General features: G+C 38.1%; 24 protein-coding genes. 2 read left to right on the forward strand and 22 right to left on the reverse strand.

Annotated elements, in window-relative coordinates; genetic code table 11:
- Positions 1–7: 7 nt before the first annotated feature.
- The 13 genes from ACMKPP_RS08145 to polA all read right to left on the reverse strand — a co-directional run bounded on the left by ACMKPP_RS08145 (position 8) and on the right by polA (position 12,742).
- On the reverse strand, positions 8–940 hold the full coding sequence (locus ACMKPP_RS08145) for a bifunctional riboflavin kinase/FAD synthetase (protein ID WP_004693017.1): 933 nt from the start codon (positions 938–940) through the stop codon (positions 8–10).
- Between the two features lie 2 nt (positions 941–942).
- Positions 943–1,884 (reverse strand): tRNA pseudouridine synthase B, encoded by a 942-nt coding sequence (locus ACMKPP_RS08150; protein ID WP_004693015.1) that lies wholly within the window; start codon positions 1,882–1,884, stop codon positions 943–945.
- Positions 1,885–1,886: 2 nt separating this feature from the next.
- Positions 1,887–2,828: a DHH family phosphoesterase gene (locus ACMKPP_RS08155; RefSeq protein ID WP_004693013.1), complete on the reverse strand. Its 942-nt coding sequence runs from the start codon at positions 2,826–2,828 to the stop codon at positions 1,887–1,889.
- A 17-nt stretch (positions 2,829–2,845) separates the two neighbouring features.
- Positions 2,846–3,202, reverse strand: coding sequence for a 30S ribosome-binding factor RbfA (rbfA, locus tag ACMKPP_RS08160; RefSeq protein ID WP_004693011.1), 357 nt, complete (start codon positions 3,200–3,202; stop codon positions 2,846–2,848).
- A gap of 9 nt (positions 3,203–3,211) precedes the next feature.
- Positions 3,212–5,674 carry a translation initiation factor IF-2 gene (gene infB, locus ACMKPP_RS08165; protein ID WP_004693008.1) on the reverse strand — a complete coding sequence of 821 codons (2,463 nt, stop codon included), beginning with the start codon at positions 5,672–5,674 and terminating at the stop codon, positions 3,212–3,214.
- A gap of 15 nt (positions 5,675–5,689) precedes the next feature.
- Positions 5,690–5,995, reverse strand: coding sequence for a L7Ae/L30e/S12e/Gadd45 family ribosomal protein (locus tag ACMKPP_RS08170; RefSeq protein ID WP_004693007.1), 306 nt, complete (start codon positions 5,993–5,995; stop codon positions 5,690–5,692).
- A gap of 12 nt (positions 5,996–6,007) precedes the next feature.
- Positions 6,008–6,277, reverse strand: coding sequence for an RNase P modulator RnpM (gene rnpM / locus ACMKPP_RS08175; RefSeq protein WP_004693005.1), 270 nt, complete (start codon positions 6,275–6,277; stop codon positions 6,008–6,010).
- A 2-nt stretch (positions 6,278–6,279) separates the two neighbouring features.
- Positions 6,280–7,356: a transcription termination factor NusA gene (nusA, locus tag ACMKPP_RS08180; protein ID WP_004693004.1), complete on the reverse strand. Its 1,077-nt coding sequence runs from the start codon at positions 7,354–7,356 to the stop codon at positions 6,280–6,282.
- Between the two features lie 17 nt (positions 7,357–7,373).
- Positions 7,374–7,832 (reverse strand): ribosome maturation factor RimP, encoded by a 459-nt coding sequence (locus ACMKPP_RS08185; RefSeq protein WP_004693003.1) that lies wholly within the window; start codon positions 7,830–7,832, stop codon positions 7,374–7,376.
- A 262-nt stretch (positions 7,833–8,094) separates the two neighbouring features.
- On the reverse strand, positions 8,095–8,790 hold the full coding sequence (locus tag ACMKPP_RS08190) for a hypothetical protein (protein ID WP_287507445.1): 696 nt from the start codon (positions 8,788–8,790) through the stop codon (positions 8,095–8,097).
- On the reverse strand, positions 8,774–9,328 hold the full coding sequence (locus ACMKPP_RS08195; protein ID WP_012864253.1) for a lytic transglycosylase domain-containing protein: 555 nt from the start codon (positions 9,326–9,328) through the stop codon (positions 8,774–8,776). The genes ACMKPP_RS08190 and ACMKPP_RS08195 overlap by 17 nt, the downstream gene beginning before the upstream one ends.
- A gap of 160 nt (positions 9,329–9,488) precedes the next feature.
- Positions 9,489–10,091: a dephospho-CoA kinase gene (gene coaE, locus ACMKPP_RS08200; protein ID WP_021148058.1), complete on the reverse strand. Its 603-nt coding sequence runs from the start codon at positions 10,089–10,091 to the stop codon at positions 9,489–9,491.
- Between the two features lie 29 nt (positions 10,092–10,120).
- Positions 10,121–12,742, reverse strand: coding sequence for a DNA polymerase I (gene polA, locus ACMKPP_RS08205; RefSeq protein WP_316063742.1), 2,622 nt, complete (start codon positions 12,740–12,742; stop codon positions 10,121–10,123).
- 267 nt (positions 12,743–13,009) lie between these two features.
- Between polA and rpsT the strand changes: the two genes are divergently transcribed.
- Together rpsT and ACMKPP_RS08215 are read left to right on the forward strand one after the other, a co-directional pair.
- Positions 13,010–13,270 (forward strand): 30S ribosomal protein S20, encoded by a 261-nt coding sequence (gene rpsT, locus ACMKPP_RS08210; protein ID WP_004692998.1) that lies wholly within the window; start codon positions 13,010–13,012, stop codon positions 13,268–13,270.
- Between the two features lie 145 nt (positions 13,271–13,415).
- Positions 13,416–15,620, forward strand: coding sequence for an RNA ligase (locus tag ACMKPP_RS08215; protein ID WP_418369591.1), 2,205 nt, complete (start codon positions 13,416–13,418; stop codon positions 15,618–15,620).
- 115 nt (positions 15,621–15,735) lie between these two features.
- Here the strand turns inward: ACMKPP_RS08215 and ade are convergent, their stop codons facing one another.
- The 9 genes from ade to ACMKPP_RS08260 form a co-directional block, all read right to left on the reverse strand.
- Positions 15,736–17,409, reverse strand: coding sequence for an adenine deaminase (gene ade, locus ACMKPP_RS08220; RefSeq protein WP_058948478.1), 1,674 nt, complete (start codon positions 17,407–17,409; stop codon positions 15,736–15,738).
- Positions 17,410–17,422: 13 nt separating this feature from the next.
- Positions 17,423–18,736 carry an NCS2 family permease gene (locus ACMKPP_RS08225; protein WP_418369592.1) on the reverse strand — a complete coding sequence of 438 codons (1,314 nt, stop codon included), beginning with the start codon at positions 18,734–18,736 and terminating at the stop codon, positions 17,423–17,425.
- A 233-nt stretch (positions 18,737–18,969) separates the two neighbouring features.
- Positions 18,970–20,142 carry a phosphopentomutase gene (locus tag ACMKPP_RS08230; protein ID WP_058948476.1) on the reverse strand — a complete coding sequence of 391 codons (1,173 nt, stop codon included), beginning with the start codon at positions 20,140–20,142 and terminating at the stop codon, positions 18,970–18,972.
- A 130-nt stretch (positions 20,143–20,272) separates the two neighbouring features.
- On the reverse strand, positions 20,273–20,806 hold the full coding sequence (locus tag ACMKPP_RS08235) for an NUDIX hydrolase (protein ID WP_058948475.1): 534 nt from the start codon (positions 20,804–20,806) through the stop codon (positions 20,273–20,275).
- Between the two features lie 8 nt (positions 20,807–20,814).
- A complete protein-coding gene (locus ACMKPP_RS08240; RefSeq protein ID WP_418369593.1) occupies positions 20,815–22,440 on the reverse strand; it encodes a methyltransferase regulatory domain-containing protein in 1,626 nt (541 codons plus the stop codon).
- Between the two features lie 146 nt (positions 22,441–22,586).
- Positions 22,587–23,036, reverse strand: a complete 450-nt coding sequence (gene dut, locus ACMKPP_RS08245; RefSeq protein WP_021148054.1) for a dUTP diphosphatase — start codon at positions 23,034–23,036, stop codon at positions 22,587–22,589.
- A gap of 10 nt (positions 23,037–23,046) precedes the next feature.
- A complete protein-coding gene (locus ACMKPP_RS08250; protein ID WP_205112330.1) occupies positions 23,047–25,116 on the reverse strand; it encodes a polyribonucleotide nucleotidyltransferase in 2,070 nt (689 codons plus the stop codon).
- 111 nt (positions 25,117–25,227) lie between these two features.
- Positions 25,228–25,494 carry a 30S ribosomal protein S15 gene (gene rpsO, locus ACMKPP_RS08255; RefSeq protein WP_004692991.1) on the reverse strand — a complete coding sequence of 89 codons (267 nt, stop codon included), beginning with the start codon at positions 25,492–25,494 and terminating at the stop codon, positions 25,228–25,230.
- 171 nt (positions 25,495–25,665) lie between these two features.
- Positions 25,666–26,463, reverse strand: a complete 798-nt coding sequence (locus ACMKPP_RS08260; RefSeq protein ID WP_119562894.1) for an ABC transporter ATP-binding protein — start codon at positions 26,461–26,463, stop codon at positions 25,666–25,668.
- Positions 26,464–26,472 lie beyond the last annotated feature (9 nt).

Below are 26,472 nucleotides of genomic sequence, written 5' to 3' on the forward strand. Positions count from 1 at the left end.
CCCCCTTTTATGCATTAGCCAAAATAGCTAGAGCCTGTTCTTCATCTACCTTCATTTGATCGATAAGATCTTGTAAATTATTAAATTTAACTTCCCCTCTAATATAAGAAATGAACTGTACAATTACTTCTTTTCCATATATATCTTGGTCAAAGTTAAAAACGTGTACTTCACATCTATGGTACTGATTTCTAAAGGTTGGATTATCTCCAATATTGCCTACCCCATCATACCAAATACCATCAATACATACACGATTAGCATAGACTCCGTCTGGAGGTGTAGCCATTTCATTAGGAAGTAATAGATTTAATGTAGGAAATCCTAATGTGCGTCCCCGTTGATCACCTTTAATCACAGTTCCTTTAAACTGGAATGGCCTACCTAGCCAATGATTTGCATCCTCCAAATGCCCTTCATGAATAGCTTTTCTAATTTCTGTACTAGAAATAGGTGTACTACTACCATCACAAGGTAATAAAGGCTGTACAAGAACTCGTATATTCTTATCCGCTACCACTTGTTTCATATATTCTGGATTACCAAGCCCCTTTGCACCAAATGTAAAGTTCTCACCGATTACAATAGCTTCCACATTCATATCATTGCAGAGTTCATGTAAGAATTCATCTGCAGTCATTTTTAATAATGCTTCAGTCATAGGTAACCGCAAAATATAGTCAACTTTGAGTTCTTCTAGCACAGTATCCATAATCTCTTCTTGAATCACTCGTTTAGGTACTCGTTCTGGATGTAATATAGTCAATGGATGATGCTCGAAGGTAATGATGATACTAACCCCATCGACTGATATAGCCTCTTCAACAGCCTTATGTATAACTCGTTGATGACCTCGATGAATGCCATCAAAGGTACCAAGGGCATATACTTTTGTATCTTTGATTTGACGTAGTTCATCAAACGAATGTAGTTGCTTCATACTTATCCTTCAATAAAAATATTTTTTTCCACTTTTAATGTGTGGTTGTTTCGTTTCATAATACCAATAAAACCATTCGGTCCATAAGCTCTATAGAGCTGACCTATTTCTGTGAAAGCAAATTCTTTACCAATCGGTAACTGCTTGCCTTCTATCATCATTCTTAATTGTACACTATTTACAGTTACTTTTGAAAGATGAGAAACAGCCGTATCTGTTGGCAACAACAGACTTTCACCATGTAGCATCAATTCTTCGGCCATCTTAGCAGAGCCGATATCAAAAGGGCCTACTTGAGTACGTGCCAAAGAAGTCATAGCGCCAGGAATACCTAAAGCAATACAAATATCGCGTAATAACGAGCGAATATAAGTCCCCCCTGAGCATGTCACACGAACCGTGAAAAAAGGGAATCCATAAGCAATGAGCTCAATATTTTTAATATGAATTTGACGTAATGGTAGCTCTACAGGAATACCTTTACGAGCATATTCATAAGCTCGAATACCATTTACTTTAATGGCAGAATACTTAGACGGCCTTTGGTCCTGAACGCCAGCAAATTTTCTCAAAATACTAACCAATTCTTCAAAGCCTGGTTTAACCATCGTTGTCGAGATTTCTGTAGATTGAATAGCTCGATTCAATACAATACCATCTCGCAATAGCATATCATTATCTGGCAATACAGGTTGTCCTGAGCTATCTTCAGTATCTGTAAAAGTACCCAATTTACATTCTGCTACATAGGTTTTATCAAATTCATCCGTGTATTCTATAAGGCGCGTAGCCTTACCAAGAAACACAGGCAATACACCATAAGCCATAGGATCCAATGTACCGCTATGACCAATGCGCTTTTCCTTTAGAATACGACGACAAATAGCAACGGCATCATGGCTTGTAATGCCAGGTGGTTTTAAAAATGGTAATATCCCATCCATTATTAAATTACCTCAATGAGAGCTTGTTTTGCCTCTTCTAATGGTAGATTAATAGTGCAACCTGCAGCACGAATATGACCACCACCACCAAAATGGCTTGCTACAACGTTCACATCAATACCTTTGGAACGTAAACTTACACGTGTTATATCATCAGCTTCTGCTTTTAATAAAATTGCCACGTCTACAGTATCAACATTTCTAATAATATCTACAAAACCATCTGTATCATCGCCAAGAATAGTCATAGCCTCACGATTCAACTCGATGGTAGCAATCGTATCATTCTTGTAAAACTCGATAGTTTGCATAACTTGTTTTGTTAATTCTAAACGACTGGCAGATACGGCTTCTATGGTTTCAGAAATAACATTTGGTCTAGCCCCTGCAGCTACACATTTGGCAGCCATCTCAAGAGTATTTGCTGTAGTATTGCTAAATTTAAAGAAACCACAATCTGTAGCAATCGCCATATATAATGCAGTACCCATAGATTCAGTGATAGGCCAATTCCATTTTGTACATAAGTCGGTAACAATTTCACCAGTAGCAGCAAAGTCAGGCTTTAAATATAGATGGTCCGCGAATTCTGTATTAGAAATATGGTGATCTATATTAAAAATAGGTGCACTCCAAAGTGCACCTACTTTGCCAATTCGCTCATACGTGCTAGCATCCAAAACCATAAGCATATCAATATCAACTGGATTAGTTTCAAAATACGCTACATCATGAATGTGGTCCGTATATCGTAAGAATGTGTACTTCTCAGGAACTACATCATCCACTACCATATATACAGTTTTACCTTGTCCTACAAGGGCTTCGTAAAAGGCTACCATGGACCCAATAGCATCACCATCAGGTCTAATATGGACGGTTAGCATAATAGAATTAGCTTCACACAGAGCCATATGTAATTGATTAATAGTAATCTTACTCATGTTCTGTATCCTTTTTGTTAATTTATTTCTTCATCCTTTTTGATTTCATTCAAAAGGGATTCAATATGCATGCTATAGTCTAAAGACGTATCCTTATCAAAGGTGATGGAAGGAATATGGCGTAATTTAAGTACTTTACCAAGCTCTGTACGAATATGACCTGCTGCATGCTTTAATGCGATAAGGGTATCTTCTTTTTCCTTATCGGAACCAAACAAGGAGACATAAATCGTAGCTTCACGTAAATCACCTGTTACATGAACATCGGTAATAGTAGTGAAGCCGATACGCGGATCTTTCAATCCGCGCATCAACATTTGACTTACCTCTTGTTTGATAAATTCTTGTAATTTTCTGACACGAACATCACTCATATAAACCTCCTATAATTGAGGTGCAATTTCTTCCATCAAGTAAGCTTCAATAACGTCGCCTTCCTTGATGTCGCGGTATCCTTCTAAGGAGATACCACATTCAAAGGATGTTTTAACTTCCTTAACTTCATCTTTAAATCGACGTAAAGAATCAACCTTACCTTCAAATACAACGATGCCGTCACGAATTAAACGAACTTCAGAGTCGTTAGTAATACGACCTTCTGTTACATAAGAGCCAGCTACAATAGCCTTTGGTGTGGAAATAACCTGACGCACTTCTGCACGACCTACGACAACCTCTTTAAATTGAGGCGCCAACATACCGCGCATAGCAGATTCAACGTCATTGATAGCATCATAAATTACACGATATGTACGCAAGTCAACCTTTTCTTGTTCCGCTGCACGTCGAACATTAGCATCAGGGCGTACATTAAAGCCCATTACAATCGCATTAGATGCAGATGCCAACATGATATCCGATTCATTAATGGCACCTACTGCAGCATGAACAATAACAATACGAACCTCAGGGTTTTTGATGCCTTCTAAAGATTGACGCAATGCTTCTACAGAACCTTGAACATCGGCTTTGATGATAATATTAAGATCCTTCAACTCGCCTTGTTGAATTTGGTTGAAAATATCATCTAATGTAACTTTATGTGTAGCTTGCAATTCTTGAACCCGTTGCTTAGCAATACGTTTTTCAGCAATTGCACGTGCTTCGTTGTCATCCATACCATTTATAATTTCACCGGCTTGTGGAACTTCGGAGAAGCCCAAAATTTCTACCGGCATAGACGGACGAGCAACTTTTACTTTTTCACCGCGCTCATTTGTCATGGCACGTACTTTACCGTATGCAGTACCAGCAAGTACTGTATCACCTACACGAAGAGAACCTTTTTGTACCAAGACAGTACATACAGCACCACGACCTTTATCAAGTTGAGCCTCGATAACTACGCCATATGCCTTACGGTTAGGGTTCGCTTTCAATTCCATAACCTCTGCTACAAGCAAAATATTTTCAAGTAAGTCATCAATACCTTGTTTTTGTTTAGCAGATACAGGAACCATGATGACATCGCCGCCCCATTCTTCTGGTAAAAGACCATGTTCAGACAATTGTTGTTTAACATGGTCTGGGTTAGCACCTGGTTTATCCATTTTGTTGATGGCTACAATAATAGGTACATCTGCAGACTTCGCATGATTAATGGCCTCGATAGTTTGTGGCATTACTCCATCGTCAGCAGCTACTACGAGAACTGCGATATCTGTAGATTTTGCACCACGTAAACGCATAGCAGTAAACGCTTCATGACCAGGTGTGTCAAGGAATGTGATTTTATTATCCTTGTAGCGAACTTGGTACGCACCGATATGTTGAGTGATACCACCAGCTTCGCCAGCTGTTACATTAGTTTGACGAATTACGTCCAACAAAGATGTTTTACCATGGTCAACGTGACCCATAATAGTTACTACAGGAGGACGTGGTTTTAACGTTTCTGGTGCATCTTCAATTTCGATAACATCTGTAGGATCTTCTTCTGGTTCTACTTCAGTTACAGTTACACCGAACTCTTCAGCTACAATAGTAGCTGTATCTACATCAACCTCTTGGTTAATGCTGGCCATAACACCTAAAAGCATCAATTTCTTGATGATTTCAGATACTTCACGACCCATTTTTTCAGCTAATTCTTTAACAGTTAAAGGACCGCTCAATTCAATTTCTGTAGCAATTGCTGCTTCAGCTTTACGTTCAGCTTCTGCTTTTTGCTGTAAGTACTGCTCGTTACGATGTTTTACGCGATTCTTCTTTTTTTGCATAGATGTAGATAACAAGGATTGAGGGCGGTTATTGCCACCTTTTTTATTTTTCTTGTTACGGCGATCATTATTAGAATTGCGGTTATCGTTATTGCGGTTGTCGTTATTACGATTATCGTTGTTGCGATTATCATTATTACGCGCATCATTAGAACGAACGTTATTACGGTTATCATTATTGCGGGTATTATTAGGGCGATTGTTAGCGCGGTCTCCACCATGTTGGTTACCATCGGATTTGCGTGTAGGCTCAGAGATTTGTACATGACGTACATTGCCTTTTTTATGGTCCTTTTGTTTAGATTGATCGTCTTGTTTTTGACCAGATTGTTTATGTTTATCTTTTTTCTGTTCGTTAGAACGATTTGGATGTTGTTTATGTGACGCAACTTCTTGTTTATGAGCTGCAGGAGCAGACTTTTGTTCTACCTTTTTTTCTATTTTTTGTGCTACTTTAGGAGCTTCAGATTTTTTACCTAATTGTTTTTTTACAATTTCATAACCTGAATCATCTACAGAATTAACTGCTTTCGTAACATTGATATTATTTTGTTGCAAGATAGAAATGACCTGCTTACTTTCTACGCCGAACTCTTTGGCGATTTCATGAACGCGCTTTTTGGACATCTACATACCCCCTTATTATCGATCAATCTCTTTAAGTAATGCCTTTGCAAATCCATCATCTAGTACGGCAACTACTACCCTAACTTCCTTACCAATAGCCGTTCCTAAAGCCTCTTTATTGGCAATACTGTGAAGTGGAATGTGATGGGTTTCTGCTAATTGAGTATATTTCTTTTCATTATTGGCTGCACAGTCACCAGCGAGAAGTACCAATTTCGGTTCCTTTCTCTTTATAGCTTTTTCTACGATAAAATCACCAGAAATAACTTTTCCTGCTCGTTGTGCTAAGCCTAAGAGATTCAAAATTTTATCTTCATTCATGTATATCAGTGATTACTCATTCTCTTGTAAATCACGTTGTAATGCTTCGTATATCTCTTTAGATACACTATGTTTTAATGATCGTTCTAATCGTTTTGCCTTATAAGCCTGCTCAAAACACGACATAGACTCACATAAATAAGCTCCACGTCCTGGTGCTTTACCGCTGCGATCAATAGTGATATTGCCGTCTGGACTCAAGGCTACGCGAATCAACTCTCGTTTTGCCTTAGGTTCACCACATCCTACGCAAGTACGCATAGGTTGGGATTTTGGTTTCATGACTATTCACCATCCTCAGCATTGCCAAAACCTGTGAAAGGTTCTTCAGCAGCTTGAGTTTCGCTTTTAATATCAATTTTCCAGTTAGTCAACTTAGCAGCTAAACGAGCATTTTGACCAGCCTTACCAATAGCTAAAGATAATTGATAATCAGGTACGACTACATAAGAAGCTTTTTCTTCTTCGCTTACATCTACCGATACAACCTTCGCAGGGCTTAAGGAGTTAGCAATATAAATTGCTGGATCTTCATCCCATTTAACAATGTCTATTTTTTCATCGTGTAATTCATCAACAATATGTTGTACACGTTGCCCTTTAGGACCTACGCAAGCACCTACAGGATCAATATTTTCATCACGACTATATACGGCGATTTTAGAACGCATCCCCGGTTCACGAGCTACAGACTTAAGCTCTACTACGCCTTCAAAGATTTCTGGAACCTCTAATTCAAATAGACGTTTTAATAGACCTGGATGTGTACGAGAAATCATAATTTGAGGGCCTTTCGTAGTTTTCTTAACCTCTACGATATAGCATTTAATACGATCCCCTTCACGGTATGTTTCAGTAGCAATTTGCTCTGTTGGAGGTAAAATTGCTTCTGTTTTACCAAGGTCGATAAACACATTTTTACCTTCGACACGTGTAATAACACCAGTGATGATATCACCTTCACGACTGTAGTATTCCTCATATACTACACTGCGCTCAGCCTCTTTCAAACGTTGAATAAGCATTTGTTTTGCAGTATGGGCAGCACTACGACCAAAGTTAGCAGGAGTTACATCGACTTCTACTACATCACCAATCTCAAAACGCTTATCTTTTTTGCGAGCATCCAACAAGCTAATTTCTGTTTCAGGCAATTCAACAGTTTCCACAACTTGTTTTTTGGCCATTACTTTATAAACACCTGTTTCGCGGTCAATCACAACGTACGCATCTGGATTAGATGTTGGTTCTTTGCGATATGCTTGCAGTAATGCAGCCTCTAAGGATTCAAAAATAACCTCAGGAGCAAAACCTTTTTGTTTTGTAAGCACCATTACCGCTTGAATTAATTCTTGACTCACTCGTATGCCTCCATATATTAAAAATCAAGATGTAATCGAATTTGTGCAATAGCAGAACGTTCAAATGTTATGCTTTCACCATTAATAGTAAAGTCGATAGATGTGTCCGTAAAACCTTGTAATGCACCAGTAAATTGTTTACTGCCATTAACAGGCTTAAACAACTGAATATCTACATCACGGCCATTATACCGAACTAAATCCTTATCTTTCTTTAGAACTCGATCAAGGCCAGGAGAAGATACCTCCAATAAATAATTTTCCGTAATTGGATCCTTTTCGTCGAGGACAGCACTTAATTTTTCGCTCACCAACTGACAGTCATCCAAATCTACACCACCTGGTTTATCAAGGTAGACACGTAAATACCAATCCCGTTCACGTACATAGTCTACATCGACGAGTTCCATATCGGTGCCGGCTATAATACCTTCAACTACAGAGGATACAAACTCCTCCACTGCTTCTCTTTTCATAGCCATCGCCTCCTTACTTACTACATCTTGTATATATCTCTTGATTCTAAATACTCTAAAATTGAGCTAATCATAAATGAAAGAGTGGACATAAGCCCACTCTTTTAAAAGATTATATAAAAGTCATATATAGTATATCACATTTGCTGTGTATATACAAATTCTACGCTTTTGAATGGGTATTAAAGAAACCAATCCCACATAAGTCATTCTATAAAAACAAAAAATGACAAAAAATAGCATAGTTAAATCTATCCAAACTTTAATCAATGCGCTCATTCAAGCCTTTTAGTATAGCACCTAAATGCTCACGCAATAGCACTGCTAAATCATCTAGATTTTTTGCATCTAAATGATGGTCGATTTCTGGATAGCTTTTATAGCGAAGTTCCGCAAAGTATTCATCACGCAATTCATTATAATACAATAGTAAGCCTGTACACTCATCCATCTTGTGGTATTCGCCGATGATAAAAGACCCATTAATCATGCGAATCGCATGGGCTGGATCAATATCGCGTACAAAACCTTCTAACTCCTCAGGCATAACTTGTGAGAAGTCCCATTCAGGAATCCCTCGGCGACGATAAGTAAAAGTAAAATTATTAGCAGGTTCTATTAACATATTGGTTAACCCTTTTACACATCGTTCTTGTAGCCCTGTCCAAAAAGACTCTAAATCGGCTCGCACAAAAGAAATGTCCACAAAGGAAAATAGTGGCATTTCTATATGTACTGTATAGTCCTCTACCTCTTTATCATATAAGGCAGACCAACACCATCCTAAATCGTTTTGATAGTGGAAAATAGGTACCTTCAATACGTCTTCACCAGCACTAATACGATTAGCTAACTTTGTATAGTCACTTTCAGTAGAGGTAACTAGTGTAAAGCCTTCAATGGATTGAGGCAACCAGGAATAGTCTAAGGCTTTACAAGCTTCAATAATCGTTTCCATATAATGCCTCATATCTTTCTTGATACTGTAAGACTGCTTTTACATAGCTACGAGTCTCAGGAAACGGAATCGTATCAACCATTCCATTCCAGTTATTTTCGTGAATCCACGATTCCACATGACCACGACCAGCATTATAAGCAGCTAATGCTAGTACTTGATCCCCATTAAACTCCTTCAGCAAATGACCTAGGTACCAAGTACCTAGCTCAATATTTATAGTAGGTTCTTTTAATTGACGATCTGTATAATTGCCATGCCCAACTTGTTGTGCCACCCAACGAGCTGTATCTGGCATGAGTTGCATCAATCCAAGCGCACCGGTTTCAGACTCCGCTGTGTTTTTATACTTGCTTTCAGCTAAGATAACACTGGCCACCAAAGACGGAGGTACCTGCTCTTTCTCAGCTGCGGCTATAACTTCCTCTTTATAGTTAAAGGGATACGCGATTTGACGCGCGAAATGGTCATCTAGATATGTAAAATAAAACCATCCTAGTACGACACAGGATAGTGCCGTTGCCGTTGCACGTTTCATATATCCCCCTTTCTACATACAAACTGAAAATAGTCATTAAAATCTAACATATAACAAATGCTAAACTAATATTATGCTAAGTTTTATGGGCTTATTATACCATTTATTACTATTATTTATATACTAAATTTGACACATAAAATGGCAATTATCAATTTTCTTATAGAGCTGATTCGATACGCTCATTCCAGATGGTATCTAATTGTTCCTTTAAATCCAGAGGTGTACCATTATTATCAATGATTACATCCGCATAAGTCCGTTTGTCATCAAGACGCATTTGACTCTTAATACGAGCCAATGCATCCTCTTTGGTAAATCCATTGCGGTTCATTAAGCGCTCAATTTGAGTTGACTCATTCACATATACGAGCCACACCTCGTCCATCATGGTATACCACTCTCCTTCGATAAGTAAAGGAATGTCATATAGTAAAACTGGTGTATGCAGTGCCTCATAATGAGCTGTGAGCTCCATGATTCGATTTTGAATATGCTCTTTTAAACAACCATTCAGTTGTTGGCGTTTTTTTTCATTGTGAAAGATAATAGCCCCTAATGCTTCTCGGTTTAATGTCCTATCATCGTGCAATACATCGGTTCCAAATGCAGCTACAATTGCTTCTAGCCCTTTTGTACCAGGCTCTACAACTTCACGAGCCACAATATCAGCATCGATATACGGTATACCTTTATCCTTAAAATATGTAAGAACTGTACTTTTGCCAGATGCAATGCCACCAGTTAAGCCAATTTTAAACATATATACCTTCTATTAATTATAAATATATATTACTTTACTAATGCCCAGTTTTCTGCATGATGTACGTCTACAATAAGAGGTACTTGTAGCTCTACAACAGATTGCATTGTATTACGTAATAATTCCTCTATAGCTTCTAATTCAGAGTTCACCACTTCAAGTACTAGTTCGTCATGTACTTGTAATAAAAGTCGAGACTTAAAGTTTTGTTCTTCTAATTTTTGCTCCACTTGGCTCATGGCTAACTTAATAATATCTGCGGCAGTACCTTGAATTGGCGTATTCATTGCAGTTCGTTCAGCAAAGGAACGACGGTTAAAGTTACGACTATTAATATCAGGTAACTCGCGTTGACGACCAAACATAGTGCGAACCTTGCCTGTTTCATGAGCCTCTTGAACCATTCGATCCATATACTCTTTAACCTTAGGATAACGGCTAAAATAAAGATCAATATAGTTTTTAGCTTCACCCCGTGTAATACCAAGGTCACGAGATAAACCAAAGTCAGAAATACCGTAAATAATACCGAAATTAATCGCTTTCGCATGAGAACGTTCTTCGCTAGTTACATCATCTTGAGCTTTACCAAGCACCTCTGCCGCAGTAAAGCGGTGAATATCCTTGCCTTCTACGAAGGCTTTAATCAATGCTTCATCGCCAGATAAATGGGCTAAGATACGCAACTCAATTTGGGAGTAATCGGCACTCACCAATGTATCATATCCAGCACCCGGATAGAATAAGGCACGAATTTCACGGCCTTTTTCGGTACGAACAGGAATATTTTGCAAGTTCGGATCAGATGAGCTAAGTCGACCTGTAGCCGTAACCATTTGATTGAAAGTCGTATGAATACGACGAGTCTTATCATTGATAAGAACTGCCAAACCTTCACAATAGGTAGATACTAATTTAGCAACAGAACGGTATGCCAAGATTTTTTCAACAATCGGACTTTCGTGACGAAGCATATCCAGTACTTCCGCATCTGTAGAATAGCCGGTCTTAGTTTTCTTGATGATTGGCAAGTTCATCTTTTCAAACAAGATTACACCCAATTGTTTAGGTGAATTAATATTAAAAGTTTCTCCGGCCAGTTCATAAATCTCTTGTTGTACTTGAGCTAGTTCCTCTTTAAAGCGAGCCGTTGTTTCTGCCAACTTCTCTGTATCGATATAGATACCATTCTTTTCCATCACTACTAAAGTATGAATCAAAGGCAACTCAATCGTTTCATATAAAGACCATAACTCTTCACGACGAGCAGATTCACAAGCTACTTCGTTCATGGCGAGTAATGCTTTCACCATGGATACGCATTCAACATCTGCACTACCGCTAGCAATGCTAGGTACAGAGAAGCGCTCAGTTAGATATAGATATCCATAATTAGTACGCGTAGGATCTAATAAATACGCAATGAGAGACATATCGTGAACACGAGCAGTTTTATCAGCATTAAATAAAGAAATCTCAGCTGGCACATCTGCACCAAAGGCTTCGATAATCTCCTTAGTTTGAGTTGTAACAATGACTTTAGCACCTTGTAATACAGCTAAAACAGCTTTAGTATCGTCTGTTTTTACAATAGTATCACCATTATATAGATACGTATTCGTTACCGTTCTAAATGGAGTCTTACCATCTAATATAACATGCACTGCTACCGTTTTATCTTTATAGAAGTCGGCTGTTAATGCTTTAGCATCCGCTAAATCATCTAAAGAAATCTCCTCTTGTGGTGCAAATAAAGAGCCTGGATCTCCAAAAGTTGCTTCCTCGCCCCCCATTACTTGAACAATGCGAGGTGTTAATTTAGTAAAGCCTAAAGTTTCAAATAAAGGCTGTACTTCAGAGGTATGGAAGTTTTGTACAAAATCTTCTACTTTATAAGATAACTCCATATCTGTTTTGATTGTTGCCAACTCACGAGATAAGAAGGCTAACTCTTTATTATCTACGAGTCGCTCTTTTAATTTCTTACCAGAAATATCTTCAATATGTTCGTATACAGATTCAAGATTGCCATATTCGGTAATTAATTTAAGCGCTGTTTTCTCACCTACGCCTGGTACACCTGGAATATTATCAGAAGAGTCACCCATAAGCGCCTTCATTTCGATAACCTTATCAGGACCATAACCATAAAGTTCCTCCATATTATCTAGAGTAACTTCTAACATGTCAGAAATACCTTTTTTAGTTAAGAACACATGGCTATGTTCTGTTACAAGCTGTAAATTATCGCGGTCACCTGTAATAATTTGAACAGCCATCTCAGGGGCTCCAAACTTTTTACTCAAGGATCCAAGGATATCATCCCCTTCAAAACCTTCTTCTTCGATGACACAAATGCCCAATGCTTTTAATACATCTTGAATTAAAGTAAATTGTGGACGCAAATCCTCAGGTGCATCTGGACGATTTCCTTTATATTCACTATACATTTCAGTACGGAATGTTTGACGACCTTTATCAAAAGCTACGGCAATATAGTCAGGATTAATTTCTTCATACAATTTAATGAGCATTGTCAAGAAACCATATACTGCATTGGTTGGTGTTCCCAAAGCGGATTTTAATGGTGGTAATGCAAAAAATGCACGGAATAACAAACTGCTGCCATCTATAATCATTAATTTTTTCATAATACACCTCACTTAATTCTATTCTTCATTATAACATAAGGACCCTTTTAACTTTCATAAATAAAAATTAATATATTGTTACACTAGAAAATGAGTAAGTAATTTGATTTTAAAAACCACATATATGCTTTCATTAATAAACAGTAGAATATGTTTTACAAATCATGTCATTATAGAAAATATTGGGCTGAAAAGTCCTTGCGTATCAATATTTGGTATGATATAATCATTCAGGTATAAGAAACGATTTTTAAGGAGGTGACTCAATTGCCAAACATTAAATCCAGTATTAGAAGCGTAAAAACGGATGCTGAACGTCGTGCGAAAAATGCCGCTGTAAAATCTCAAATTCGTACAGCAGCTCGTAAAACCGTTGAAGCTGTTCAAGCAGGCGCAGTAGAAGAAGCAAAACAAGCACTTGTTCATGCTACTAGCGTAATTGATAAAGCAGCCTCCAAAGGTGTACTTCATAAAAACACTGCAGCTCGCAAAAAATCTAACCTTGCAGCTAAAGTAAACGCTTTATAATTTTAAAAGCAAGCAAGACAGTCTCTCGGATATCCGTTGAGACTGTTTTTTTATGCCCTTTTCCTATTTAATCATAAAATAATTTTTCGTTTGTTATACAGTTATATTTTATTACGCCCTATGGGCAGATTAGAGGACTATTACTATGAGAACACTATTATTAATGCGTGGTGCTCCTGCTAGTGGTAAGTCTCAGTGGATTCGTGACAACAATCTTGAGGCTTACACCCTTGAAGCCGATCATTTCCGTATGCTTTTACGTAGCCCTTCCCTTGGTGAGAATGGCTGGTATATTTCACAAGAGGATAATGGTCCAGCATGGAAGCTCCTACTAGATTGTTTAGAAAAACGAATGAGCAATGGTGACTTTGTCGTCTTAGATGCTACCCACACTACATCTAAAGCGGTTAATGCTTACAAAGAATTGCTTAACAAATATAAATATACTGTATATTACTATGAACCAGATACATCCTTAGAAGATTGCTTGGCCCGTAATGCGGCTCGCGCCGATTACAAACGAGTGCCAGAGCAAGTCATTCATCGTATGTACAAAATGATTAAAACAAGTACATTACCAAAGTTTTGTAAAAAAATTAACTCTATTGATGAAATCAACAATTACTTTACGGTTAATCTAACAAATAGATATGATCGAGTGCGTGTTATCGGTGATATTCACGGTTGCTACACCGCATTACAACAAGCTATTACACCGTGGGATGAAAAGACATTATACATCTTCTGCGGTGACTATTTAGAACGCGGTATTGAAAACAAAGAAATGATGTACGAAATGATGCGTCTCAGCACATTACCCAATACAATTATGTTAGAAGGTAATCACGAACGACATATTGCAAACTTTGCATTCCATACAAATTTAGATCGTTCCAAGCGCTTTATGAAAGATGTGGTAGCACCTATCGTAAAAGATATGACGAAAAAAGACGTAGAATCACTCCAACGAGAACTACGACTCTTTTATAAATCACTTCGTCAATGCTATCCATTCAGCTTCCATGGCAAAAAATATTTAGTTTCCCATGGTGGCCTCTCCTATGTGCCTAATATGACCTTCATAGCTACCTCAACATTTATTAATGGTTTTGGAGCTTACGAAACAAATATCGCTAATATTTACGATACTAATTACGAGCAAGGCATGTGTCAGGACTTCATTCAAATTCACGGTCATCGTGGCGTTCCAGATGGAAAGTACTCCTTCTGTTTAGAAGGAGAAGTTGAGTTTGGTGGAGAGCTAAAATACATCGATATTACAGCAAATACTTTCATAAAAAATGGAATAAAAAACGATGTATATGATAAAGATTATATGCGCCATGAATTCCAAAATATGACACAACACATCATCTTCACACAGAACGAAGATATTAATATTATTGGCAATTCAAAATTAGTAAAAGTAAAACAGTGTTCCCCCAACCTATATTCCTTGAACTTTACCTCTCGTGTATTCCATAAACGATTATGGAATGAAAGTACAATACAAGCTCGTGGATTATTTGTGGATCGAATTACAGGAGATGTGAAATTACGTAGTTATAATAAATTCTTTAATCTTGGTGAACGCCCAGAAACAGAGTTAGATAATTTAGCTAATACCCTCTCTTTCCCAGTCGAAATTCGAACTAAAGAAAATGGTTACCTTGCCATTCTTGGCGTTATCAACGAAGAATTCGTATTTGCCTCTAAATCTACAACAGAGAGCATACATGTGGATTTATTTAAAAACCTATTCCATAGATTGCCTGAAGGCTTACAAACAGAAATCAAAGATTTATTAGCACGTAATAATTGTTCTATAATATTTGAAGTCATTAGCCAAGAGGATACTCATATCATTAAATACGACCAAGACCATCTCTATGTACTCGATTTAATTCAAAATACGCTAGACGTAAATGGTAAGCATATAGATGTCCCATTCTCTAGAGAAAAATTAACTGAACTTTATACAATTTTACAAAAATATGACACTGACTTGATTTCCATTGTTAAAACAGTTCAACAAGTTTCTACCATGGAGGAGCTCCAAGGCATTATAAATGAGGAGCTAAATTCATTCCATAAATCTGAAGGCTTTGTATTAGTCGATAGCAATGGTTTTATGACTAAATTCAAAGGTCCTTATTATAATACGTGGAAGCACAGACGAAATCGCATTCTAGAGCCATATCAAAAATTTGGTAAAATTCCATATGGAAACTGTAAAAATGAAGATGACACTAAATTTGCAGACTTCCTTGGTTCATTAGATTATGATGTGGTATGTAAGTCTACCATACTTGATATTAAAGATATGATGGAAAATCAAGGCTTGCTATAATTAAATAAACTCATCCTGTTTTAAGGATAAAAGCAAAAGGGACTGCAACTAGAATGTGGTAAAACCACATTCTGTTACAGCCCCTTTTTATATTAGCTTTTCATTAAACTTAACACTAGAACTCCATCACACCTGTAGTAGTAATTCTAATTTCTGGAATTACAGTTAATGCAAGGAAACTCAAATTAATAAAAGGATCTAGGCCTTTCGGCACGCCCATACCGTAAGCAATATCTTTCATCTTAGCCACTTTTGCATCTACTTCTTCGTGAGGTCGATTTGTGATTAAGCCCATTACTTCAAGAGCTAGTTCCTCTACTACTTTGCCTTCACTAGCAATGACATATCCGCCGCCAATTTCGCGAATACGCTCAATAGCAACCATCATATCTGCATCGTTGTCGCCAACAACAATCAGATTATGTGAATCATGTGCAAAGGATGACGCAATAGCACCATTTTTTAAATTGAAGCCTTTCAAAATACCGACACCATTTCTACCAGATGCTTTATACCGCTCGATACAAGTAATTTTATTGTACTCAGCATTAGGCTTGAACAGTCCATTTTCAACAGGAACCTCTTCAACAGTTTTTTGTGTAACTATTTGCCCAGGTACGATATTAATAATCGCTTGTGGACCTTCAATAGAAACATCTAATTTTTCCTTTGTGAAAGTACCTATATTAATCGTATGGAGTAATTCAGATGGTACAACCTTCTCTTCTCTCATAAGAACGCGTTCAATCGGCTTTCCTTTATAAAACACTTCGTGAATATCTACGCGTTGCTCATCATTGAGGATTACAAGATTAGCACTATAGCCGGGAGCAATAGCACCTAAATCTTTTAATCCGTAACATGCTGCCGGATGAGTGGAGGCCATTTTATAAGCTTGGATTGGTGTCAGTCCCAATTCAATCGAACGACGAATATTATAGCTAATATGGCCTTCTGAACGAATATCCTCAATATGCTTATCATCTGTACAGAAACCATAACGCTCCGTATTTCCTTGCTCTTCTACAAGCCCTTTCACAATGGAGTCTAGATTATGAGCCGCACTGCCCTCACGAATCCATACATAAATCCCATTTTTAACTTGCTCTTTTGCTTCTTCGTAGGAAATACATTCGTGATTTGTAGTAATGCCTGCCAAACGATAGCTTGCTATTTGCTCTGGTGAAAGTCCAATAATATGTCCATCCATAATTGTATCTTTAAAGTAATCTAACTTTTTCATCATGTAAGGATCACTATTGATAACACTATAACAGTCCATGACTTCACCTAATCCTAAGATACGTAGATTAGCTTGTAGCTTATGTAACATATCGCCATCTAAAATAGCGCCATTATCTTCACCTGGTACAGCAGGCACACAGGATGGAGCCATAACATATACATCACCTTGAGCCGACGCAGTTTCATTGATCATGTACTCAACACCGGCAATACCCGCTACATTACCGGCTTCATGAGGGTCTACAATAAATCCTAACGTTCCCACTTGAGAGGCCTCAAATACGAGTTCTTTCGGATTCACCAAGGTGGATTCCAGATGGAGATGGCTGTCTATAAATCCGGGCACAATATATTTACCGCTGTAATCATATTCTGTTTCACCTGTATATGTTCCTACACCTATAATCGTGTCATCATGAATCGCAATATCCGCTTTTACCCATTCATCGGTGAATACATTTAAAACAGATGCCCCCTTCAATACGACAGGAGCCTTATCCAACCCCTGTGCTTGTCGAGAAATTTTTGCATTAAATTGTATCATATAAGGATCCTCCTTACATATAGGTTTCTTTCAAAATGAAAATGAGCGCCAAGAAATACATGACACCGGAAACATCTCGATATTTTCCAGTCAAAACCTTAATCAATACATAACTGATGAGACCCCATTCGATCCCCACACCTATGGAGTAAGCAAATGGCATCATGATAATGGTCAAAAATGCCGGTAGTCCTTCCGAAATATCACCGAAATCGATGTCCTTAACGGATGCCATCATAAATAGACCTACCACGATGAGTACCGGCGCTGTAGCCGCCACAGGAATAACCATGAGTAACGGTGCCAGGAATAAAGATGCTATAAAGAGTCCCGCAATAGTTAAAGCAGTCAAGCCCGTGCGGCCGCCCTCTGCGATACCCGCTGCCGATTCAACAGCTACGATATGAGGAGATGTACCTAGTGCGCTACCTATGATAGTGCCTAATGCAGATACTTTCATACAAGAGCTTTGTACACCCAACTGTTTATCTTGAGGCACTTCGGCTTGATTCGTAAGACCAATCAATACGCCCACTACATTAAATAAATTAACGAACAAGAACGTAAAGGCCACAAATACCATATCTACAGATAAAAGTTCGCTCATATCATAATGAAACCAAATCGGTGCCAACGATGGTGGCATAGAAAATATCGTCGACGGCAACTTTGTAATTCCACAGAAGAACCCAACAACCGCAGCAATGATAACGGCTAGAAATATTCCTCCTTTTACATTGCGTCCCATAAAAACGGCGATTAATATGATTCCCAAAATGGATATCAAGCTAGATGGTGCCTGTAAGTCCCCAATGCTCACAATAGTAGCAGGATTGCTGACAATAAGCCCAGCACTACTAAGACCAATGAGAGCGATAAACAAGCCGATACCCGCTGTTACAGCCAATTTAATTGTATGAGGTATGGCATTAAACAGATATTCTTTTAACGGTGTAACTGCGATTAGTAAAAATGCTAAACCTGCGATTAATTGAGCCGTTAACGCAAAGGCAAAGCTATGTCCCATTTGGACCACAATAGTGTAAGCAAAAAATGCATTGATACCCATACCGGATAAGCCGGCGAATGGCATATTGCTATACAAAGCTAGCAATAATGTCATAATGATAGCACTAACAGCCGTTGCCGTGAATACGGCGCCTACATCCATACCGGCAGCGCCAAGAATAGCAGGATTTACAGCTAATACATAAGAAACGCAAAGAAATGTAGTGGTCCCCGCAAATAACTCTCTCGATACGGATGAGCCTCGTTCTGATATTTTGAATACTTTGTCCCATACACTACCTTGAACTTGTTCTCTCATAATAATTCCTCCTCTCGTACTTACAATCATGGGCGTATTCTCCTATACTTATATATTTCCACATATAAGTAAGAATTTCCTGTTCTTTATTAAAATCTACTCTATAAAAAAATACCGCAGTATGTATTTAACTCAATTAAAGTAAATATATACTGCGGTATTTCGCATATGTAATCATTTATAAAATCAATAATGTAAATCTATTCAACTCTAAATAAATATAAATTCTAGATTTATCCCTTCAGGGAATCTAAAAATGAAGTCCCAATCCCCCATTGTTTCAATCCAAAGTTTTGTAATACTGTTTCACCTATGTCCGCAAAACTGTGTCTATCACCCAAAGCTACGGAATGACTCATACTTGGACTATAAGCGAGCAAAGGCACCATCTCTCTCGTATGATCTGTACCCTTCCAAGTCGGATCATTCCCATGATCTGCGGTGATGAGAAGTAAATCGTCATCTTTAAGCAAGTCCAACAAACCACCTAATTGGTAATCAAAGTCTTCAATAGCACGCTTATACCCTTCTACATTACGCCGATGACCGTACAGACTATCAAATTCAACAAGGTTGACCATCATGAACCCCCGTGCAAAGCTTTGGCCCAATAGATAAGGAACTACGTTCATACCATGCGCGTTAGACTTTGTCGGATATGATGCATCCCAGCCAACATGAGCATAAATATCGCCGATTTTGCCAACTGCCACTGTTGGAATATTTGCGTCTTGTAACTCTTGTTGCACCATTTTCTTTTCAGGCATACGACTGTAATCATGACGATTTGAGGTACGTACAAAATGACCTGGTGTACCAATAAAAGGCCGAGCTATAATACGCCCCACATAATAATCACCGACACATACCTTATCGCGTGTAATTTGACACATGCGATACAAATCTTCTAAGGGAATGATATCCTCATGCGCAGCAATTTGAAAAACCGAATCCGCCGATGTATATACGATTGGCTTACCAGTTCTTATATGTTCTTCTCCGAGGCGTTCAATAATTTCTGTTCCAGAGGCTACCTCATTACCAAGAAATCCATAACCCGTTTCTTTTGTGAAAGCATCCATCAGTTCCTTCGGAAATCCATCATAAAATGTCGGAAATGGCACCGTTACAGGATGCCCCATCATCTCCCAATGACCACTTGTCGTGTCTTTGCCAGTACTCGTTTCAGACATACGACCATAAGCACCAATTACAGGCTCATCAAACGCTGATATATCAGCAATATTAGCTAAACCTAGAGATTTTAAATTTGGACAGCGAATAGGTCCTACTACAGCTTCGATATGTCCTAATGTATTCGAACCTTCATCGCCAAATTTAATCGCATCGGCTGCATGCCCTACACCGACACTGTCCATTACTAGTAGAATAATTCGATTATACATATGTACTCCTAAATCTATATGAGATTAGTTACTCATATAATGTAAAAATACTTTGTAACATATTACAATTAAAATCATCAATATGAATTAATAAAATACATAATATATTGAGAGATAATATTTCTAAAAATTACTTAAGATATGGCATAGCAAGCATGAGGGCCGCCAAAGATTTGCTATCCTTAATAGTCTCATTCTTGATAGCCTCCAATAGTTCTGGCAATGTGTAGTATTCTAACTCTACATATTCATCAGGATCCCAATTAGTTTCCCCCATGGTAAGGTCCTTCGCAAGATATAAATGTAATACTTCATTGCAGAAACCAGGACTCGTAGCAATTGTCCCTAACGAAATCCATTGAGCTGCACGATAGCCGGTTTCCTCAGCAAGCTCCCGTTTAGCACAAACAATCGGTTCTTCATTTGGATCCAATTTTCCTGCTGGTACCTCCAGTAGCGTCTGTTGCAAAGCATATCTAAATTGACGTTCCATAACAATCTTATTATCCCCTGTGACTGCCACAATCGCTGTAGCACCTGGATGATGCACAACCTCACGCCATGCATCCTTTCCGTTCACATCGGCTATATCATAGGTAACTTGAATCAACTTACCATTAAATTTCATTTCGCTGGATTTCTGAATTTCCTTACTAATTGCCATATATACCTCTAATCTTCTATTCTATGTAAAAACCCGAGCATTCTTATACGTTGTAAAATTTCCTCTAAATACACTTTATTAGGAACAATAAAATCAATATTATCCCGCGTATGACGCTGAACTGTAATATTGTCATCCATAATAGCAAGAATCTTTTCTTTTGTTGTAGGCTCCACCATTTGCTTTATTACAAAGAGAAATCCATTATCTATATCTTGTTGTACTTTATTGTACATGTCGCCTATACCAATATAGGAGCTGCCTTCTTTTTCTACTATAGTAGAAATAAAATCTATAAAACGTTGAGGTATATACACCTTATTATCTTCGAAAGCAACTCTTTCATATGGTTCGGCATACATATCGAGATTATCTACAATAATCAAATATAGTAAACGAGAATAAACTCTGTCCATTTCGATAGTATAACCAGGCAACTTTCTATGTATATGATCAACTATATCCTGAACAGTAAATATATCCCCTCGATCCATAACCTCTTTAATAGCAATATGGATACTATCCGTCATATTAGAAGGAATACCAGTATTGACAACGCTGCAATAATATAATTTTGATAATACATCTATACTAACTCGTTCATTACGAACAATCTTTTTACTATGTTTATTTTTCGTTAACAGGGACATTCTAAACTGCGTATCATAAATGTAATCATAATATTGCTCTTTTGCAATATAATCATCATTTGCCAATTGAGCTATATTATCGTGAATATCCTCCGGTAACCAACTTATGAAAGATCGTGAAAGAAATACATCCCCTATATAGGCACAACCTTGGTCATTGGCACGTTTTATAAATTCATGTACATATACAGGATCATTAAAAGGCTCTAAATATTCATGAGCCACATAATAATCGTTAGAGCTCAACACATTTTGGATGTTATCAATTTTATAACTCGCTTTTTGACTTATCCGATTATCTAATCCCATTGTATCCGCTACGAGCTTCAATATATTCTTCGTATATAAAGTCCTCTCCATCAACGGTAGCTCTAACTCTTTTTGCTCTGCATATTGCATGATTTCTCGATACTGCTCTAATCGTTTCCATCCAGGATAGGTATTATACGATACATAAGCTACACCGTTATCGGATAAATTCTTATTACAGATAGATAGAATTTTATCTTTTACCACATCCGGAACCCAGGACCAAATACCATGTACAATAATATAGTCAAAAATACCGAACGATTCATCAATATCCAGAATATCCTTCTCAATCAAATGTATATTGGTAAGTCCCATCGACGCAATCAGTTCATTTCCCATCTTAATCTGGGAAGACGATAAATCAATACCCGTAAAAGACGCTTCAGGATAGTATAAAGCTTGAGAAATAATATTTCCACCAAACGAACATCCAAGCTCAAGGACACGCGCCTTTTTTAAAGATACAGGATTTAATCCAAATAACAAAGCTCGCGCTGCTAATGTGTTCAACGAGGTTGCCCCAAAAGGTTGAGAAATATATACTACATCTTCATAACTCTTTTTAAGAACCTTATTCTCATCCAATACGTGCATAGTATTTTGTGTAGTCTCAATGTCATTCCCCATAACTGATGTACCTACATTCTTTTTTTGTTTTGACTCCTGTTTCATAAAGCCTCCCGAATTGTTCTACTAACTATAATAAATATTATATAGTATTATTGATAATAATTACAGCTGAAGAGAGAAATAAACACACAAAAACCGCCCAACAAAGTTGAGCGGCTTTTACTAATTTATACTAAAGCATAAATTATTTACATAGTCCCGGTGCTTCCAATGCCACCAGTTCTTACACCTGTAGCGTCATCATCGTTTGTAATAAGGTATTTAGAGAATATACCTTGAGCAACGCGTTCGCCTTTTTCAAGGGTAACTGGTTCTTTGCCAAAGTTTAGAAGGGCAATCATAATATGACCTTCGTTGTCCTCATTGTTGTAGTAATCACTATCAATGATACCTGTGCTATTCACAAGTGCTAGATGGCGTTTAATAGCCATACTAGAACGAATATGAATGGCAAGGTATTCATCGTATGCCATGAAAGCTTTAATACCTGTCGGAACGAGCACTACTTGGCCTGGTTCTAATGTAACAGCTTCAGCACATTCAATATCATAACCTGCGCTTTCAGTTGTTTTACGTGTTGGTAAGTTGATATCTTGTTCTTCAAAAGCAGAAACTACTTCAAAGCCACGAATATCCATGTAACACCTCTTATTTTAAACAATCTTTACGGGACAAGTTTACACGGCCTTGTTTATCGATCTCGATAACTTTTACCATGATTTCATCCCCTACACTTACTACGTCTTCTACATTTTCAACGCGTTCTTTTGCAAGTTTGGAAATATGTACAAGACCTTCTTTACCTGGTAATACCTCTACGAATGCGCCAAAGGCCATTAAACGAGTTACTTTACCAAGGTATACTTCACCTACTTCAACCTCTTTAGTAAGGTTAGTGATGATTTCTTGAGCTTTCGCAGCCCCTTCTTGTTCTACAGAAGCGATAAATACTGTACCATCATCTTCAATGTCAATTTTAGCGCCTGTTTCTTCGATGATACTGCGGATTACTTTACCGCCAGAACCGATTACGTCACGGATCTTATCAGGATCAATTTTCATTGTAATAATACGTGGAGCGTATTGAGACATTTCTTGACGTGGTTCAGCAATTGTATCAAGCATGATACCCATGATATGCATGCGGCCTTTGTGAGCTTGTTCTAATGCTTCTTGAAGGATTTCACGGGATAATCCGGAAATCTTGATATCCATTTGAATTGCTGTTACGCCTTTAGCTGTACCAGCAACTTTAAAGTCCATATCTCCAAGAGCATCTTCCATGCCTTGAATGTCAGTTAAAATTGTATAATGTTCCCCTTGAGTTACAAGACCCATAGCAATACCTGCTACAGGAGCTTTAATAGGTACACCAGCATCCATCAAAGACAATGTAGAACCACATACGGAAGCCATGGAGCTAGAACCATTTGATTCCAATACTTCAGATACTAAACGCAACGCATATGGGAAGTCTGCCTCGCTCGGAATCACAGGCACCAACGCGCGTTCAGCCAATGCACCATGACCGATTTCACGACGCCCAGGGCCACGGGAAGAACGAGTCTCCCCTACGGAGAAAGATGGGAAATTATAATGATGAATATAACGTTTTTCAGTTTCAACACCAAGGCCATCAATGGTTTGTTTTTCGGATAAAGGCGCTACTGTTGTGACATTCAACACTTGAGTTTGACCACGTGTAAACAAGCCAGAGCCATGTGTACGTGGTAATACGCCTGTACGGCAAGAGATTGGACGAACTTCATCAAGTTGACGGCCATCTGGACGGATTTTTTCAACAGTAATCATATGACGCACGATTTCTTTTGTCATTGCATCAAATGCTTTATTTACATCAGCCAAGTTATCTGGGTAGATCTCTTCAAAGTGAGCTAATACATCTGCACGTACTTCATTTTCTTGTGCATCACGTTGTTGTTTATCTGCACAACGAACTGCAGCATCAAGTTTATCATGACCATAGGCACGAACTGCATCACTAATTTCAGCAGGAACATCTTTACATTCAAATACGCGTTTTTCCTTACCTACTTTTGCAGTCATATCTTCTTGGAATGCTACGATTTTTTTGATTTCTTCGTGAGCTGCCATGATAACTTCAAGAATGATATCTTCCGGTACTTCTTCAGCGCCACCTTCAACCATGAGGATAGCATCTTTAGTACCAGCTACAACGATATTAAGATCTGTTTCTTCTAATTGTGCTTTCGTTGGATTTACAACAAATTCACCATTGATACGTCCCATACGAACGCCTGCAATAGGACCATTCCAAGGAACATCAGAAATAGACAATGCCGCAGAAGCACCAATCATACCACAAATGGCTGGATCACAATCTTGGTCCACAGACATAACTGTTGCTACTACGTGTACTTCGTTACGTACACCTTTATTAAATAATGGACGAATAGGACGGTCAATCAAGCGGCTATTCAAAATCGCAGACTCAGGTGGACGTGCTTCACGTTTAATGAACCCCCCTGGTAAACGACCAACAGCATACATTTTTTCTTCATAGTCTACTGTAAGTGGGAAGAAGTCGATATCCTTCGCCTCTTTAGAACCTGTAGCAGTAACGAGTACACGAGTATCGCCATAGCCAACCATTACGGCACCGCCAGCTTGTTTTGCAAGTTCCCCAGTCTCAATCGTAAGAGTACGACCAGCTAGGTCCATTTGGAATTGTTCCATTCCTATTCCTCCTAAAAATCTTCTTATATGTATACCTTCTAATTATATATCAATTAAAGCTAAATAGCCAATTCAAAATAAAAAAGCCGTCCTTTAGGACGGCTAATTTTATTATTTACGAAGACCAAGGCGTTCGATAAGGGAACGGTAACGTTCGATATCTTTACGACGAAGGTAGTCAAGCATGTTACGGCGTTGACCAACCAATTTCAACAAACCACGACGGGAATGATGGTCTTTTTTGTGCTCTTTCAAGTGTTCAGTTAAGTATTGAATGCGACTTGTTAAAATCGCAACTTGTACTTCTGGAGAACCAGTGTCACCTTCATGAGTAGCGTATTCTTTAATTACTGCTAATTTAGCTTCTGTAGTTAACATTAATGTTACCTCCTAAAAAATTATAATCCCGATAAGCTTAAGTAACCGTTGGAGAATCGAATACTTCGCTTACGATATGTCTTACGACCTAATTTAGTATACAGTATCTGCCCTATCTTGTAAAGCAAAAATACAGTAATTGAACAAAAGATAGATTAGAACTTCCTTCTATTATTTAGCACCTAGCACCATGCGGTCGCTCAGTGCATTTTCACCAGCTACCTCGAACTTTTGAAGTAAGTCCGCAACAGTTAATTGTTTCTTTTCTTCCCCTTTTACATCGTAGATGATTCGACCAGCGTCCATCATGATGAGGCGATTACCAAATCGCAATGCATCACGCATATTATGGGTAATCATAAGAGTTGTTAGATTATGTTCTGCAACGAGTTTATCAGTTAGTTGCAATACATTTTCTGCAGTTTTAGGGTCAAGTGCCGCCGTATGCTCATCTAGCAATAAGAGTTCTGGACGAAGCATGGTAGCCATTAACAATGTAATAGATTGACGTTGACCACCAGATAGTAGGCCCATACGAGCAGATAAACGATCTTCAAGGCCTAAGCCTAATAATGCAAGCCGTTCCTTGAAAAATGCTTGTTCACTATCTTTGAAAGCCCATTTAAGACCTAAACGTTTACCACGACGCATAGCAAGAATCAAGTTTTCCTCGATTTGCATATTACCAGCAGTCCCAACCATAGGGTCTTGGAACACACGACCAATGTATTTAGCGCGTTTGTATTCTGGCATTTTTGTCACATCAATCTCATTAATTGTAATGGATCCTTCATCTACTGGAAATACACCAGCAATGGAGTTTAGCAAAGTACTTTTACCAGCACCATTACCACCAATGACAGTACAAAAATCACCCTCTTCTAGACGAAGATTAATGCCTTGTAATGCAGTCTTTTCATTAATTGTGCCCTTAAAGAAGGTTTTTACCATATTTTTTACTTCTAACATAGTGTCCTC

Source organism: Veillonella parvula, from assembly GCF_048309325.1.
GTDB classification, from domain to species: Bacteria; Bacillota; Negativicutes; order Veillonellales; family Veillonellaceae; genus Veillonella; species Veillonella parvula_T.